General features: G+C 64.5%; 16 protein-coding genes and 2 pseudogenes. 8 read left to right on the top strand and 10 right to left on the bottom strand.

Annotated elements, in window-relative coordinates; translation table 11 throughout:
- Positions 1-102 precede the first annotated feature (102 nt).
- A complete protein-coding gene (locus tag PJE01S_RS07420; RefSeq protein WP_068832510.1) occupies positions 103-1701 on the bottom strand; it encodes an IclR family transcriptional regulator domain-containing protein in 1599 nt (532 codons plus the stop codon).
- Positions 1702-1903: 202 nt separating this feature from the next.
- Here PJE01S_RS07420 and PJE01S_RS07415 point away from each other — a divergent pair, with 202 nt between their 5' ends.
- The 5 genes from PJE01S_RS07415 to PJE01S_RS07395 are packed head-to-tail and all read left to right on the top strand — an operon-like array spanning position 1904 to position 5937.
- On the top strand, positions 1904-2701 hold the full coding sequence (locus PJE01S_RS07415) for an RraA family protein (RefSeq protein ID WP_068832509.1): 798 nt from the start codon (positions 1904-1906) through the stop codon (positions 2699-2701).
- Positions 2702-2722: 21 nt separating this feature from the next.
- Entirely contained in the window at positions 2723-3205 is a 483-nt protein-coding gene (locus tag PJE01S_RS07410) for a nuclear transport factor 2 family protein (protein WP_068832508.1), read from the top strand.
- 52 nt (positions 3206-3257) lie between these two features.
- Positions 3258-4730, top strand: coding sequence for an aldehyde dehydrogenase (NADP(+)) (locus PJE01S_RS07405; protein WP_068832507.1), 1473 nt, complete (start codon positions 3258-3260; stop codon positions 4728-4730).
- Positions 4724-5017, top strand: a complete 294-nt coding sequence (locus PJE01S_RS07400) for a Dabb family protein (protein ID WP_068832506.1) — start codon at positions 4724-4726, stop codon at positions 5015-5017. Before PJE01S_RS07405 ends, PJE01S_RS07400 begins: the two co-directional genes overlap by 7 nt.
- On the top strand, positions 5014-5937 hold the full coding sequence (locus PJE01S_RS07395; protein ID WP_068832505.1) for an aldose epimerase family protein: 924 nt from the start codon (positions 5014-5016) through the stop codon (positions 5935-5937). Before PJE01S_RS07400 ends, PJE01S_RS07395 begins: the two co-directional genes overlap by 4 nt.
- A gap of 6 nt (positions 5938-5943) precedes the next feature.
- Here the strand turns inward: PJE01S_RS07395 and yjfP are convergent, their stop codons facing one another.
- From yjfP to PJE01S_RS07360, 8 genes and pseudogenes are all read right to left on the bottom strand, one after another.
- Positions 5944-6684, bottom strand: a complete 741-nt coding sequence (gene yjfP, locus PJE01S_RS07390; RefSeq protein WP_218017506.1) for an esterase — start codon at positions 6682-6684, stop codon at positions 5944-5946.
- Between the two features lie 19 nt (positions 6685-6703).
- Positions 6704-7789: a mandelate racemase/muconate lactonizing enzyme family protein gene (locus tag PJE01S_RS07385; protein WP_068832503.1), complete on the bottom strand. Its 1086-nt coding sequence runs from the start codon at positions 7787-7789 to the stop codon at positions 6704-6706.
- A gap of 2 nt (positions 7790-7791) precedes the next feature.
- Entirely contained in the window at positions 7792-8604 is an 813-nt protein-coding gene (locus PJE01S_RS07380) for an NAD-dependent epimerase/dehydratase family protein (protein ID WP_068832502.1), read from the bottom strand.
- A gap of 25 nt (positions 8605-8629) precedes the next feature.
- Positions 8630-8845: pseudogene (locus tag PJE01S_RS24385) on the bottom strand (TRAP transporter large permease subunit); the annotation flags it as partial.
- Between the two features lie 56 nt (positions 8846-8901).
- Complete coding sequence (locus tag PJE01S_RS07375; protein ID WP_068832501.1) at positions 8902-9741, bottom strand: ABC transporter permease; 840 nt, start codon at positions 9739-9741, stop codon at positions 8902-8904.
- Positions 9742-9743: 2 nt separating this feature from the next.
- Positions 9744-10652: an ABC transporter permease gene (locus PJE01S_RS07370; RefSeq protein WP_068832500.1), complete on the bottom strand. Its 909-nt coding sequence runs from the start codon at positions 10650-10652 to the stop codon at positions 9744-9746.
- A complete protein-coding gene (locus tag PJE01S_RS07365) occupies positions 10649-11722 on the bottom strand; it encodes an ABC transporter ATP-binding protein (RefSeq protein ID WP_068832499.1) in 1074 nt (357 codons plus the stop codon). The genes PJE01S_RS07370 and PJE01S_RS07365 overlap by 4 nt, the downstream gene beginning before the upstream one ends.
- Position 11723: 1 nt before the next feature.
- The gene (locus PJE01S_RS07360; RefSeq protein WP_068832498.1) at positions 11724-12956 is read right to left on the bottom strand and encodes an ABC transporter substrate-binding protein; all 1233 of its coding nucleotides are present in this window, start codon (positions 12954-12956) and stop codon (positions 11724-11726) included.
- Positions 12957-13255: 299 nt separating this feature from the next.
- Between PJE01S_RS07360 and PJE01S_RS07355 the strand changes: the two are divergent.
- A pseudogene (locus tag PJE01S_RS07355) lies at positions 13256-13492 on the top strand (transposase); the annotation flags it as partial.
- A gap of 68 nt (positions 13493-13560) precedes the next feature.
- A complete protein-coding gene (locus PJE01S_RS07350; protein ID WP_068832496.1) occupies positions 13561-13881 on the top strand; it encodes a hypothetical protein in 321 nt (106 codons plus the stop codon).
- 177 nt (positions 13882-14058) lie between these two features.
- Here the strand turns inward: PJE01S_RS07350 and PJE01S_RS07345 are convergent, their stop codons facing one another.
- Positions 14059-14775, bottom strand: a complete 717-nt coding sequence (locus PJE01S_RS07345) for a GntR family transcriptional regulator (RefSeq protein ID WP_068832495.1) — start codon at positions 14773-14775, stop codon at positions 14059-14061.
- Positions 14776-15026: 251 nt separating this feature from the next.
- Between PJE01S_RS07345 and PJE01S_RS07340 the strand changes: the two genes are divergently transcribed.
- Positions 15027-16019 (top strand): Bug family tripartite tricarboxylate transporter substrate binding protein, encoded by a 993-nt coding sequence (locus PJE01S_RS07340; RefSeq protein WP_068832494.1) that lies wholly within the window; start codon positions 15027-15029, stop codon positions 16017-16019.
- Positions 16020-16079 lie beyond the last annotated feature (60 nt).

The raw sequence follows: 16079 nt of genomic DNA, 5'->3' as shown, positions 1-16079 counted from the left end.
GAGCCCGCTTCGGCGGGCTTTTCTTATGGGCTCTCTATTGGCGCTCCGTTTGCTCTCTATTTGATAGCTGACTGCACAATACCCACATGGGCCGTGGCCGATTTACTCCGTATCGTCGATACGGAAAAGCCGCCCGGACAAGGGCGCATCGCCCAAGGCCTCCAGCGACACGGGCTGGCGTGCGCTGGTCACATACAGCGTGTCCAAGTGTTCTCCGCCCAATGCGACATCGCTCGGGCAAGGAACCGGCAGGCCTATCACCCGGTCCTGGTTGCCGTCGGGCGAGAAGCGCACCACGCTCCAGCCGTCCTGCAAGGCGGTCCAGATGCCGCCTGCGCTGTCCACGCCCAGCCCGCTCAGGCGGCCCGAGCCCTTGGGCACGGTGGCCAGCCGGCGCACCGCGGCCTGGCCGCGTTGCATGGCCAGAATCACCCCCGATTCGCGCGACAGTCCGTACAGCAACTGGCCCGCGCCATCCCAGGCCAGCGCATCCAGCGGTTCACCGAGCGTCCAGCTGCTTTCAGCGGCGCTCGCCCCGGCGGCAGGCCAGGGGCCGACACGCCAGCGTGACCCGCCCACGCCCTCGCAGGCCCACACCGCGCCATCGGGGCCGGTGCACAGGGCCGAAGGCGCGCCCGAGGCCCATGGCTGCAGCGGGCCGACCTGCGGTGACTGGCTGTCCGGCTTGTCGATCCGCCAATACCCGCCCTGGCTTCCCACCAGCAGTACGCCCTCAAGCACCACCATGGCCGTCAGCGGCGCGTCGAACACCGCGACCTCGCGGTCCTGCTGGCCGTCGAACACCCGCACCGCCGGCGCCAGGCTGTCGGCCCAGAACAGGCAGCGGTGCTGCGCGCTCCAGCGTGCAAACTCGCCCCGGAAAGCCCAGGGCCCGTCCACGGCGCGGGCCACCGCGGAGGCCGGCGCCGGCGCGCTGACCGACAGCTGCGCACCGATGCGCCGCGCCGCCTCGGCCACTTCCGGCCCCAGGCCCTGAACGCGCTCCATCGTCATGCGATAGGCCGGGCCGGCCACGCTGATGGCGCCACGCACCTTGCCGGCCGCGTCCACCACTGGCGCCCCCACACAGCGCACACCCAGCACGATTTCCTCGTCATCCACAGACCAGCCGCGCGCGGCGGTGATCTTGAGTTCGGCCTGCAGGCGCCGCCGGTCGGTGATGGTGCGCGGCGTCAGCGCTTTCAGCGTGATGTCGCGCACCAGCGCGTCGCGCGTGGCTTCGTCCAGCGCCGACAGGATGGCCTTGCCCTGGCTGGTGCAGTGCAGCGGCTTGCGCTGGCCCAGCGCCGCCTGTGAGCGCTGGCTGTGCGCCCCGTCGCAGCGCTCCAGCGACAGCACATCCAGGCCGTCCAGCGTGGCCAGATACGTCGTCTCCCCGGTCAGGTCGCGCAGCGCGCGCAACTCCACGCTGGCCGCCGCCGCGAGATCGGGCATGGCGTAGGCGCTGCGCGCGAGTTCAAAGCAGCGAAAGCCCAGGCAGTAGACGCGGCGCAGCGGGTCGCGCCGGATCATGCCGCGTGCCACCAGCGTGGCCAGCAGCCGGTACAGCGTGGTGCGCGGCACGGCCAGGCGCGCCGACAGCTCGGTCTGGCTCAGGCCCTGCGGCGAGGCGCCGACGGCTTCCAGGATGTCCATCGCCTTGTCCAGCGAGGCTGTTCCATCACCAATGTTTGCGTTCATGGGGCTTGTTTCCAACATGTGGGACAACTCGCCCCAACCTGCGGCGTGGCGCGTTGGCAGGGGCCGTCTGTATCCTTACCATCGCAGCATGCCATTCCCGCGCGAGTCCGGTCAACAGTTTCGATGCCCGTGTCCCGCATATTGAGACATAACCCTGCGCCACTGACAAGCCTTCCCCTTAACTTTCCGCCAAGGAGACTCCATGACTTCCGTCACCATCACCCCTACGCCCGTCCGCCCGGCGCCGGTCTTTGTGCCTGATTCGGTGCTTGACCGCCTCGCCAAGGTGTCCAGCGGCTCCTTGACCACGCAGCTCTACAAGAAAGGCTACCGCCAGCCGGTGCTGGTGGGCCTGACGCCGCTGAACAGGAAGATGAAGCCCTTTGCGGGCCGTGCCTACACCATGCGCTTCATCCCGGCGCGTGAAGACATCGACACCTACGCCACCCTCACGACCGAGCCGCACATCAACAACCTGCAATGGGTGGGCGTGGAGCAGGTGCGCCCCGGCGAAGTGGTGGTGATAGACAGCAACCGCGACCCGCGTGCCGCCTCCATGGGCAACATGCTGGTCACCCGCATGATGATGCGCGGCGCCCGCGGCGTGGTGACCGACGGCGCGTTTCGCGACGGCACCGAACTCTCCGGCATGGACTTCCCCATCTGGAGCGGCGGCGTCACCGCCACCACGCGCCTCTCTTACCACCACGTGGCCGACCTGCAGGTGCCCATAGGCTGCGCCGGTGTGGCCGTCTACCCGGGCGACGTGATCCACGGCGACGGCGACAACATCAGCGTGATTCCGGCGCACTGCGCCGAGGAGATGGCCAACCTGTGCGAGGTGCAGGACGACCTGGAAGCCTACCTGGCGCTGCGCGTGCAGGCCGGCGAAAAACTCTGGGGCCTGTACCCGCCCAGCCCCGAGACCCGGGCTCAGCACAAGGCCTGGGTGGCCGCCGGCCGCCCCCGCATTGCCGCCGCAGAACCCGCCAAGGCCTAGTACGGCCATCCAGGAACCACTATGACCGCGACGCCCCCCACCCCGCACCCGCACGAAGCCCTGATCCGCCGCTATTTCGACGCCTGCAACGCCGCCGACTACCAGGCCCTGATGAGCTGCTTCACGCCCGACGCCGTCCACTACTTCCCGCCCGGCCTGCCCGAAATTCCCTGGCGCAGCGCCGACACCATCAGCAAGAAATGGCTCTGGTGCGTGGAAAACCTCGGCTCGCAATGGACCATCGAGAAAGTGCTGGTCAGCCACAACTCGAACGAGGCGGTGATCGAGTGGACCCACTGGAAGCGCAAGTTCAACACCGCCCAGCGCGGTGACGAGTGGTATGTGTTTGACGAGACAACCGGCCTCATCAAGGAAATTCGGGCTTACTATGCAGCTCCTGCCGTCAAGGACACGGCCGAGCTGCCCGTCGTGCACGGCACGCACATGGGCGAGCTGGTCGCTTTTGACTATGCGGGCCGCGGCTACCACCTGCGCTGCGAATGATCTGTACCGAATGATCTGAGCAACCCCAAACGACATAAACGACACCCAACACATGAAAACACTGCAATCCTTCAAGGCCCGCACGGGTGAACCCTTTGGCGCACCCTTGCCCGCAACCACGCCGGAGCAGGTGGATGCCGCGGCGGCTGCGGCCAATGCCGCTTTTGCCAGCTGGTCTGCCAGCCCCGGCAGCACCCGCGCAGCGCTGCTGCGCGCACTCGCCGCTGCGCTGGAAACCGACCGTGAAGGCCTGGTGGCGCTGGCCGACGAGGAAACCGCGCTGGGTCCGGTCCGGCTGAACGGCGAGCTCGACCGCACCGCCTTCCAGTTGCGCCGCTTTGCCGATATCGCCGAGCGCGGCGTGCCGTTTGCCACGACGAATGACCCCGCCGTGGCGGGCCCGCCCCCCGCAGGGCATCCGGCCATGGTGCGGCTGCGTGTGCCGCTGGGCCCTGTCGCCATGTTCTCGGCCAGCAACTTTCCCTTTGCCTTTTCGGTGCTGGGCGGCGACACCGCTTCGGCGCTGGCCGCCGGTTGCCCGGTCGTCGTCAAGGCGCACTCGGGCCACCTGCTGCTGTCCAACCGGGTGTTCGGCCTGGTGCAGCAAGTCCTCAAAAGCCAAAACCTCCCGGCCGGCCTGGTCGGCATGATCCAGGGCGGCGGCTCCGATGTGGGCGTGCGCCTGGTACGCCACCCGTCGATTGCTGCCGGCGCCTTTACCGGCTCGACGCGCGGTGGCGCGGCTTTGCAGGCCGAGGCCAGTGCACGGCCACGCCCAATTCCGTTTTATGGCGAGCTGGGATCCATCAACCCGGTCGTCGCCCTGCCTGCCATCCTTGCCACGCGCGGCGCCGAACTGGCCAGCACGCTTGCCGGCTCGATTGCCATGGGCTGCGGCCAGTTCTGCACCAGCCCCGGCGTGATCGTGCTGCTCAACGACCCGGCCAGTGATGCCTTCGTGCAGCAGTTGACAACCGCCCTGGCCGGGCAGAAACCTCATGCCATGCTGACCCCCGGCATGCGCAGCGCCTTTGATGTCGGCGTGACCCACATGGCCGCCGCCGGCGCACAGCCCCTGCTGCACGAAGCGGGCAGCGCCGAGGCGCCGCGCCCCTTTCTTGCCCAGGTGGATGCGGCGGATTTCATCGCCAGAACCCAACTGCGCGAAGAAGTCTTCGGCCCATCCAGCCTGATCGTGCGCGCCGCTTCCGTGGCCGAGGCGCTGGATGTGCTGAACGCCGTCGGAGGCAGCCTGACGGTGACCCTCTGGGGTGCGGAAGACGACAACGCCGACACCCGCGCGCTGGTGCGCGGCGCCACCGCCATTGCCGGGCGCGTGCTGTTTGCCGGTGTGCCCACGGGCGTGGCCGTCACGGCCGCGCAGCAGCATGGCGGCCCCTGGCCTTCGTCCACCCAGCCCATGAGCACGTCGGTGGGCGATGCGGCGCTGGAGCGCTTCCTGCGCCCCGTGGCGCTGCAGGATGCCCCCGCCTGGCTGCTGGCGCGCAAGGGGCTGCCATGCTGAACCACATCGTGCTGTTTCGCCGCAAGCCCGACGTGGTGGCCAACGACGGACTGGAGAAATCGCTGGTCGAGCGCATGGACGCACTCGGCACTCAAATCACCGGTATTCGTGGCTGGAAACTCAGCACCAACGAACTGGACCGGCCGATTTGTTGGGGCTACGTGCTCGAGTCTAGGTTTGACGACACGAACGCGCTGAATGAGTACCTGTTCCACCCGCTGCACCAGGCGCTGGTGGCTGACCTCAAGCCCTACTTCGAATGGGCGGCAGTCGACTACACGCTGTGAGCGGTCCCGCCGCACCACCGGTGACCGAACTGCGGGCCGGACGTGCCCGTGCGCGCATCGCCCCCACGCTCGGCGGGCGGCTCACAGCCGCTTGGCTGGAAGGCGCAGACGGCGTGACCCGACCGGTGTTGCACCCCTATCCCGAATCGGTGGTTGACCTGCTGCCCTGGACCAAGGGCGGGCTGTACCCGCTGATTCCCTATAGCGGGCGCATCCGCCAGGCGATTCTCCTGCACGAAGGGCGCAACCTGCCGCTGGCCGCTCACCCTGGCGGCGAACCGCATACGCTGCACGGCATTTCGCAGCAACGCGCCTGGGAGTTGATGCACACTACCCAAGACCACGCTACGCTGCGCTACCGGCACCAGCCCGACGCGCACTGGCCCTGGCATTTCGAGGCTGGGCTGAACATCATGCTGCAGCCGCAAAGCTTGCGCATCGGCGTATCGCTGGTCAACACCGACACGCACACCATGCCAGGAGGCATCGGTTTGCATCCCTATGTACCGTATGTGAATGGCGACGCGCTGCAGTTCGAGGCGGGTCCGCCCTGGCCTTTTGACGCCGACTGTCTCGCACAGCCTGTCCCCGCAGCCGCTGGGGCGCGACGGACTGTAGCCGTATCGCCCGCGCAGTTTGACGCGGGGGAGGTCACGCTGTTTCATGGCCAGTGGGCCGGCGAAGTGAACCTGCGCCAGGGCGACGGCACGCACCTGCGCCTCATCGCGGGCGGCAGCCTGGACCACCTGGTAATCCACCGCCCGGCGCAGGCACCTTATGTCTGCATCGAGCCCGTGAGCCATGTGGCCGACGGTTTCAACCTGCATGCGCGCGGCGTGCCCGGCACCGGTACCCGCATCCTCGCACCGGGCGAGGCGTTGCGTGGGGCCATCGAGATCACATGCGCAGGTAACGACTGAAGTCAGTCAAAGATAACGCGTGAAGAACGCCACGCCCCCTGTGGCAGCGGACATCGGCAGCTTGTGGGTGGCATTCGGGTCGGCCATGTAGGTGAGATCCCCGGCGAGGCCACGCGATGTGAGGTCAGCACGCAGGCGCTCGCTCTCGCCGAACGGCACGATCTCGTCGCGCATCCCGTGCCAGACCAGCAGCGGCCGGTCGGCGAGCTTGTCCAGTTGCGTTGACACGTCGTATTCAGTGAGCGGCTGCATGCGGCGCGCGTGCTCGGCTTCGTTCTGCGCATGGCACAGGCCCAGCGGCGGGTACAGCGTGCGCGACAGGTCCAGGTAGTAGCCCGATCCCATGTAGCTCGCCGCCGCCTTGATCCAGCGGTAGCGCGCCATGCAGCCGAGCGTGGTGAAGCCGCCCATCGAGGTACCGGCCACACCGATGCGCCCGCCCTCTATCAGGCCGCGGCTGGCATAGTGGTCGCGGTACAGCGGCAGCTCGTCGATGTTGCGCCGGAGGATGTCCCAGAAGCGCGTCAGACGGTAGGCCTCGTTGCCGTCAAAGCGCGCGCCGTGCAGGTCAGCCTCGGGCAGGATCACGCGAAAGCCGGCCTGCGCCAGCATGTAGCCGAGGTAGCTGTTGAGTTCTTTCGACGAGGTGTAGCCGTGGAACAAAAAGATGGTGGGCAGCGGCGCGTCGAAACGCTCCTTTGGCGCGGCGTGGATGGCGGGGATATCGCCGATCCGCTCTTCGGTCATCAGCACCATGGCATCCCGCTCAATCCGCGTAGCGCTGCAACACGTCCGGGTCCGGCTCGAAGCCGATGCCGGGACGCTTGGGAATCGCAACCTGACCACGCACCGGTTGCAACGGCTCGCCACCGATCCAGGCCCGCGGGTCCACGTACAGGTGCTCGAACAGGCCGAAGTTGTCGACCGCTGCGGCGAGCTGCAAGGTGGCGTAGTAGCCGGGGCCGAAGTACGGCGAATGCGGCATCAGCGTCTTGCCATGCTGGCGGGCGATCTCGCCGATGCGCAGAAACTCGCTGATGCCGCCGACCTTGGTCACACTCGGCTGCGGGTAACTCACCGATGGCACGAGGCGGCTGAATTCCATCGCGGTGCAGGCGTTCTCGCCCGCCGCGATCGCCAGGCCCTGCGCGCCCAGGCGCCGCATGGCCTCCCAGTCCTCGGGCGGGAAGATGGGCTCTTCCAGCCACAGCGTATTCAGCGCCTTCAGCTCAGGAATCACGCTGGCGGCGTACTCCTCGGTCCACGCGCAGTTCACGTCGACGGTGAAGCTCATGGCAGGGTCGATGGCGGCGCGCCCGGCGCGGATCTCCGGCATGGTGATCTCGTGCAGTTTGGCCGAGCTGTAGCCTTCGCGCGTGGCCTTTTCGCAAAAGCGCGCCACGAGGTCGGGGCTGCCATAACGCACCAGGCTCGCATAGGCATCGACGCGCTCGCGCACACGCCGGCCGGCGATCAGCGTGGCGAGGTCCACGCCCTCGGCCTTGGCCTTCAGGTCCCACAGCGCGATGTCGATGCCCGACAACGCAAAGATCGTCAGGCCGTAGCGACCGAACAGGGCCAGCTTGCGCTGCAGCTCGAGGTTGAGCGCGGTCGGGTCGGACAGCTCGCGGCCGATCAACGACGGCGCGACGAGATCGCGGATATGGGCCGCAACCGCGTGCCGGCAGAAGTAGCCGAAGGCTTCGCCCCAGCCTGTCAGGCCGGTGTCGGTCTGGATACGCACCAGCACCATGTCCAGCGTGTGCCAGCGCTGCGGCGTGATGCCGACGCCGGCGCCGCCGTCCTCGAACGGAATGGAGAGCGTGATGGGGTCAATGGCGGTGATCTTCATGGCTACCACTCGTAAATGCGTTCGACGGGGCCGACGTATTCGTTGTTCGCGCCCCAGCCACCCATGGCGTGCGTGCCCACGAGACTTGGGTCTTCCGCCGGCACTTCGGCGAGCACGGCGGCGGCGTACTTCTCGGCATCGTCGTGCGGACGGTAGCCGAGCTTGAAGGCAGTGTCGTTGTCAAAGAAACCGCGGATGTTGTTGGACACGCCGTAAACCACCGCGTAGCGCAGGTCCTCGTGCGTCAAGCCAATGCGCACCAGCTGCGCCAGGTCGCGCCAGCTCGACCAGATCGACAGGCGGCGGCGGTCCACCGGCTTGTCGTCCACATAGCCGATGCGGATGCACAGCACGCGCAGGCCGTACTTGTCAGCAAACATCGCACCGACCTGCTCGCCGAAGCCTTTGGTCAGGCCATAGCGGCTGTCCGGGCGCAGCAGCACATTGGTGCCGATGCGGCGCGTGCGGGGGTAGTAGCCGACCACGTGGTGCGAGCTGGCGAACACAACGCGCTCGACACCCGCTTCGCGCGCGGCCTCGAACACGTTGAACGCGCCGCGAACATTGCCGTCGATTTGGGCTTCGATGTCGGCATCGGTGGTGCAACCGGCTAGGTGCACGACACCGCGCACACCCTGCATGGCGCGGCGCAGCGTGTCACGGTCGGCGATATCGCCGACCAGCGCGTCCTCATGGGCTGCGAGCTGGGCGATGGGCTGGCGGTCCAGCAGGCGCAACGTCTGGCCGTCGGCCGCGAGCTCGCGGCGCAAGCCGCTGCCGACGATGCCTGCAGCTCCGGTGATCAAAATGGTCATGTGTGTCTTTCCATATAGTTGTAGCTCAACCGGCCATGAACAAGCGCGGCAGCGTCATGAAGTACGCGGGCACATAAGTCACCATCAGCAGCAGGCATACCATCAATGCGCCTTAAAACGGCCAGTTGGACTTCATCACCTGGCTGACGGTGACACCGCCGATGGCGCAGCCGACGAACTGCGTGATGCCCACGGACGGCATGTTCAGACCTAGCGCGCAGTTGATCAACATGACCATGCCAACAATGCCTGCCGCGCCGGTGATTACGATTCATTTCATGTTTACTTTCCTTGAAATCAGGCAGACTTTTGCACCCGCACCTTACCCACCATCTGGGTCGGGTCGATGAATCGGAAAGCGATCAGCACCCACACCAGCGTGGTCAACATGTACAACACAGCCATCGCGTCTATCGACTGAGCGGATCGGATACCCGCCGCGAAGACTGCGTAATAGAGCGCCACCACCAACGTCTGACTGTCGGCGCCTGCGGTCAGAAAAGTCAACTCAAACATCGAAATGGTCCGTACCAGCACCAACAGCGACGCAGCCATGATGCCGGGCAGCAGCAGCGGCATCAGAATGCGCAGGAAGATGGTGAACGTGCCGGCGCCAAACACGCGCGCCGCCACCTCGACGCGGGTGTCGATCTGCTCGATGAAGGGCGTCATGACCATCACCACGAAGGGCGCACAAGGGACGATATTGGCGAGGATCACGCCCCAGATCGTGCCGCCCAGGCCGACTTGGTAGAGCGTGGTGGCGAGCGGAATGCCATAGGTCATGGGCGGCACCAGCAGCGGCAGCAGGAACAGCAGCGTGACCAGCCGCTTGCCCCGGAAGTCCACCCGTGCCAATACATACGCGGCGGGCACACCGAGCAGGACCGACGACAGCACCACTGCACCGACTGTCAGCGCGGTGGTCCAGAGCACGTCGGCGAGCTGGAATTCCTTCCAGGCACGCAGGTACCAGCTGGTGGCGAAGCCTTCGGGCAGCCAGCCGGTAAACCAGTGGGTTCCGAAGGAGTTGACCATCACCACCGCGACGATGGCGACCACGTTGAGGATGATGAAGGCCATCAGCATGCCAAAGGCGATGCGGAAGGCGCGTTGACTCAGTTCGCTTGAATACATGATTAACCTTTCCCGCCACTTGCCGGGCCACGGTAGGCGGCGCGGCGGATGCCGAGCGCCAGCAGCACCACAATCAGCTGGACCACGCCCATGATGATGGCAATCGACGAGGCCATGGAGTAATTGAAGTCCTCGTAAGCCGCCTCGTAGGCCGCCAGCGAGATCACACGCGTCGAGCCGGCCGGTGAGCCCAGCAGCACCGCCGACGGAAACACCGCGAAGGCCTGCACGAACACCAGGCAGAAGGTGGTCACCAGTCCCGGCACCAGCAGTGGCAGGTAGACGCGCTTGAACTGCTCCAGCGGCGAAGCGCCGAGCGTGGCAGCCGCACGGCCCAGCGAAGGGTCGATACCGGTCACGTACGAGAGGAGCATCAGAAAGGCAAACGGGAATCCGGTGATGACCAGCGACAGCTCAACCGCCAATGGCCCGTGCAGAATCTCTAGCGGCTCGGCAACCAGTCCCAACACCAGCAGGCTGCGGTTGAGCCAGCCATTCGGCGAGAGATAGGTGAGCATGCCCTGCGCGACCAGTACGGTGCCCAGCGTCATCGGAATCACCAGCAGCGCCGCGATCAGGCGCTGCTGCAGACTTGGCACCCGCAGCATGTAGGCCATAGGCAGCGCGATGAGGATATTAAAGACCGTGACGGGCAACGATATCTTGAGCGTAGTGCTAATGGTGTCGTACAGACGCGGCTCCGAAAAGAAACGCGCGTAGTTCTCCAGCCAGCCTCCCTCGGCCGGCTGCAGCGACAGCAGCAGGCCGTAGCCGAACGGGTAGATGAACAGCAGCACGATGGCGAGCACCGCCGGAATGACCAGCAGCACGCGCAGGTCGCGTCCCGCCACGGCGCCGCTGGTATGCCGATGCACGGCTGCCGGTGCCTTAATGACGCTAACGCCGCTCATGCCGCCTCCGGTACAAAGGCGTCGGCGAACAGCCGGATGCGCTCCACTGGCACGCGGAAGTGCACCTGCTGGCCCATCGCCACCCGCTCGTGCGTTTCCATGGTCACATGCGTGCCATCCGCCGTGCGCAGATCCACCATCCAAAGCTGGCCGCAATACTCCACTTGTGCGACTTGGGCGGGAATGCCTTCATCCGCCAGCTCGACATCATCGGGCCGGAAGGCCAGCGACGCCGCGCCGGCGCCGGGTGCAGGCACCAGACCATGGAAGCGCATCGCGCCTGGCCCATCACCGACGCGCGCTATCGTCCGGCCGTCCGCCACCGTCTCGACCGAAGTGGCGAAAGCATTGCGGTAGCCCATGAAGCGCGCGACATACAGGTTGGCGGGGCTGGTATAGAGCATCTCGGGCGCACCCTGCTGCTGGATGCGTCCGTCGCGCATCACGACGATGCGGTCCGACAACGACAAGGCCTCGTCCTGGTCGTGCGTGACATAAATCGTCGTCAGACCCAGCGCATGGTGCAGCCGTTTGATCTCGTGGCGCAGTTCCAGCCGCAGCTTCGCATCCAGGTTCGACAAGGGCTCGTCCATCAGCACCAGCGGCGGCTCGATCGCAACCGCGCGCGCAATGGCCACGCGCTGCTGCTGGCCACCCGAAAGCTGGCCGGGCAGTTTGTCGACCTGGTTGGCGAGCTGTACGGTGGCCAGCGCGCGCTCGACACGCTGGTCGATCTCGGCCTTCGGCACCTTGCGCATCTCCAGCCCGAAAGCCACGTTGGAGCGCACCGTGAGGTGCGGGAACAGCGCGTAGTTCTGGAACACCATGCCGAAGCCGCGACGCTCAGGCGGCAACACATCGATGCGGGTGTTGTCCAGCATGATGCTGCCGGAGCTCACCTGCAGCAGCCCGGACAGGCAGTTCAAGGCCGTCGATTTGCCGCAGCCAGACGGGCCGAGCAACGAAATGAACTCGCCTGCCTTGACGGTGAGCGAGAAATCCTCCAACGCCTTGAACGACCCGAAGTTCAGGTTGATGTTCTCCAGCCGCAATTCTTGAAATTTTTGCATATCAGCTCTTGACCTTCTGGCCACCAATTTGCTCGTCCCAGGCCCGGAACATGGCAATGAGCGACTTGGGCTCCAGCGGCGCCTTGACCGGCGTGCTGGCCAACAGCGGTTCATAAAACGGCAAGCGACCGAACTCACCGAGCACCTTCTGGCTCTCGGCTGGCGCCTGTGCCAGCGTAATGCCCTTACGCGCCGGACCCGGATAGAGATAGCCGTCCGCATAGACCATGGCCTGCTGGGTAGGCTGCAGCATGAACTTGAGCACGTCCAGCGCGACCGCGAGCCGGTCTTCCGACAACCCCTTGGGGATGGCCGCAAACTGGCCATCGGCGACAAAAATGGGTTTGTCAAAAGCCACCACGGCGGCTTCCTTGGGCACAATGCCCTGCACGCGTGGATAAATGTCCCAGCCCATGGTGGAGGCGATCAGGTCGCGCGAGCCCTGGGCCAGCTCCCGCATCGTGGGGGTGGTGCCCGAGGGGTAGTACTCGACGTTTTTGTTGAGTTCCTTGAGATAAGCCCAGGTCTTGTCCCAGCCTTTGACCGGATCCATCGGGTCCTTGTCCCCCAGCATGTAGGGCAGCGCCATCACGAAGGTGCGGCCCGGCCCCGAGTTGGCCGGACGGGCGTAAAAGAACTTTTTGGGGTTCGCCCGCGTCCATGCGAGCAGCTCGTCCAGGGTTTTGGGCGGCTTGGCAAGGCGCGAGGGAATATATTCAAGAACGGGCCCCTGCTGCGAATAGGCGACGAGCATGCCGCTGCCACCAGCTTGGCTCTGGATTGCCGCCGCGCCACCGTCATATAGCGCAGAGGGGGCGCCGATCTGTGCATGGTATGGACTAAGGTCTTGCCAGACCCCCTGTTCGATGCCCGCGGCGATGCCGTCAAGCCCCGTCAGCACAATGTGCAGCTCAACCCGGTTGGCGGCCTGCATCGCGCGAAGCTTGCCTGCTAGTTCTGGAGCAGGTGCACGCGTGAAGCTGAAACGGGACACACGGTTAGTGTGAGTACTGGCGTAACTGTCAAAAATCTTCTGTGTCAGGGCCAGGTTACCCGCCACATCAATGATCCCGATCGGCACCGGCGCGGTGCCGAACTGGGGCGTAGCCCGCGCCCATGCAGAAGGCAGCGCGACCGTAGCAGCTGTGGCTGTCACCGCCTGCAGAAAATCGCGACGGGATTTCAGATATGGTGCCGCGGCCAAGTCGGCATCGGGGCGAATGAGATTCAGCATTGGTGTCTCCGGTTTGTGAGGTTGGCGAATTATTAAAGTCCATGCGCCCATTCGCAAGACGGCGCACGGGCTACGAGTCAACTTCATCCCACTGTGCGGGACGGAAATGCATGAACTCTCGTTTACCCTTAACCCGCACTGGGTCCAAACCGGAATCGATGGAGGCAATATCGCAGCCATAACACCAAGGACCTTGAGATGAACACTATTGGTGAACGCCATCAAGGCTCTGCATGGCCAAGGCTGTCGCCGTTACTTGGCAGTCGCGTCACTCGCTGCACGCTCGAAAATTCCCTAGGAGCAATCATGCAATGCGCAGCCAGCTGAAGCTGGTAAAGAGGGTCGCAAAAATGCTGCGTCGCCACGAGCAAGGTCTGCGCAACCATAGCGTGCACCGAATTACCAACTCCTGTGCTGAAGGTTTCAATAGCGCCATCCAACTCATCAATGCCAGTGCCCGAGGATTCAGGAACTTCACCAACTACCGAGCAAGGATTCTGTTTCATTGCGGGCAGTTGGAGATGGGGCTGGGGTGAGGAAGAAATCTCGGTGAAATCAACGAATAGCCGAAATCCTGTCAGCCCACCCTTAATGGAGACAACAGATGAATGCACAACACACAATTCCCGCCAATCGTGCGAACCGGCGCGATCTCATCAAGACGGGCCTTGCGCTTGCCGCCGGCGGCGTGCGTGCCCAGTGGATGCCGTCCCTGCGCTACCCGGATCCGGCCGTCGTCATCCTCGACCCGTCTTTCGCCAAGTACCGGCTCTTCAGCGCGAGTGTCGAGCAACTCGTCACCGGCTTTCGCGGGATGGAAGGTCCGGTGCGGATCGGCGATGGTCCAGACCATCCGGTGCGAGAATCGTCTCCGACCAGCGTGAATGCTCTTACTCTCTCAATCTTGTCAGTTCACCCTCATTAGAGACAGCAGATGAATGCGCAACGCACTGTTCCCGCCAATCGTCTGTTCCACCCGCCGCACCAGGCACTGGTGGCTGACTTCAAGACCTACTTTGAATGGGCGGCGGTGGATTACACCGTCTAGTGCAGGGATCAGTTGCTTACCGGAAACCGGATGGCTCATGACCTATTGGCTTACTTATTGGTCAGCAGAAGTGATCCATTCGGGAAACCGGTGCTTGATGTCATCGACAAAGGCGAGGGTTCCCGCCAAGTGCTGGCGCAAGGCTTTTTCCGCGCCCTGGGCGTCCTTGCGCGCAATGGCTTCAACGATGGCCCGGTGGTCTCGCACGATGGCCTGGGGCTTGCCTTCGTCCGGCAGGTTCAGGTGACGCAGCCGGTCAACGTGCCCGCTTTGCTTGCGCACCAGGGTCCAAAGCGGGCCCACGTTGGCGGCCTCGTACATTTCCTGGTGAAAGGCTTGGTCGGCCAACGCCAGTTTCGCAAGGTCCAGCGGTTTGAGGGCTGCTTCTTGCAACAGCAGATTCGTGTTCAAACGCTGCACCAGTTCGCGGTGCTTTGCATCCGGCAATCCGCAAAGCGTCGTCAGGATTTCCAGCTCGATGGCCCGCCGCAGGAAATGTGCCTGTAATGCGGCCGACAAATCAATACGACTGACCACCGTGGCATGTTGCGGAAAGATGTCCACCAGTTGCTCTTCACCCAGGCGCAGCAAGGCATCCCGTATCGGGGTCTGGCTGATGCCAAAGTGTTCGGCCAGCTCCGCGCGCTGCAGCACGGTGCCGGGCTGCAGTTGGACCGACACGATCAATTCACGCAGCGCCTCGAAAACCTGGGGGGCAGACTGACGGGTGCGGTCCAGTTTGAGCGGAGCAACTTTCGCGAGGGCGTTCATGCAGTTGAGTGATGGGTTGGGTCAAATGGGATGAAATTGGGCGCCGGGAAAGACAAATCATAGCATTGACATACTAATATATTAGTGCTTTAATTCCTCGCCAGACCCCTGACAGAGATGCCCAAAGCCAGCATCTTGCAACGGAGACACAGGCTGCACAGCGGTGAGTCAACCGGTTCAGCAATCAAGACTCTCAACCATGTCTTGACCACTGAAGTTTGAACTATTTGAAAGATATAAGGAGACAAACCATGTTCACGATCACCCCACCCCGCTTGCGCAAGCGGCTTTTCAGCCTGCTGCTCCCCTCGCTGCTTTTATGCGCCGGTGCCCAGGCACAGACCGCCTGGCCTGCCAAACCGGTCACCATCATTGTTCCGTTCGTGGCGGGCGGCGGCACCGACATCGGCGCACGCATCCTGGCGCAGCGCCTGTCGCAAATGTGGGGGCAAGCCGTGGTGATTGACAACAAGGGCGGCGCCGGTGGAAACGTCGGGCTGGAGCTGGTTTCGCGCGCCAGGCCCGACGGCTACACCCTGCTGGTCGGCAACGTCGGGACGCAGTCCATCAACCCGACGCTGTACAAGAAACTCAGCTACAACCCCGACACCTCGTTTGTGCCGGTGGGCCAGTTCGCCGAATTGCCCTTTGTGCTGGCCGTCACGCCTTCGCTGCCTGTCAAGAACGTGAAAGAGCTGGTCGATATGGCCAAGGCCCAGCCCGACAAGCTGACGTATGCCAGCTCGGGCAACGGCGGCTCGCCGCACCTGTCCGGCGAAACCTTCAAGATTGCCACCGGCACCAAGATGCTTCACGTTCCCTACAAGGGCGGCGGCGCGGCCATGACCGACCTGATGGCCGGCAACGTCGACATGATTTTTGCATCCGTGCTGGAGACCTCGGGTTTCATCAAGTCAGGCAAGCTCAAGGCCCTGGCCATCACCAGCAAGTCGCGCGTTTCAGCCATGCCCGATGTACCGACCCTGCAGGAGAGCGGCGTGAGCGGCGCCGAATCAGGTTCCTGGATTGGCCTGCTGGCGCCCGCCGGCACACCCCAGGAAATTATCGACAAGGTTTCCCAGGGCCTTCGGCAAGCCGTGGCGGCGCCTGAAATCCAGCAGCAGCTGCTGGCCCAGGGTGCGGTCGCCAAAGGCGGCACGCCCGCTGAATTTGCCCAGCTGATTGCGGCTGACCGCAAGCGCTACGCACGCATCATCATCGACAACAGGCTGACGGTTGATTAATGCCTTGCCCGCCGGGCGCACGGTGCCCGCCATTCATTGAATTGAACTCAAGTAAACAGA

This window comes from Polaromonas jejuensis NBRC 106434 (genome assembly GCF_001598235.1).
GTDB lineage: Bacteria > Pseudomonadota > Gammaproteobacteria > Burkholderiales > Burkholderiaceae_C > Polaromonas > Polaromonas jejuensis.
This window is presented reverse-complemented; position numbering and strand designations above follow the sequence as displayed.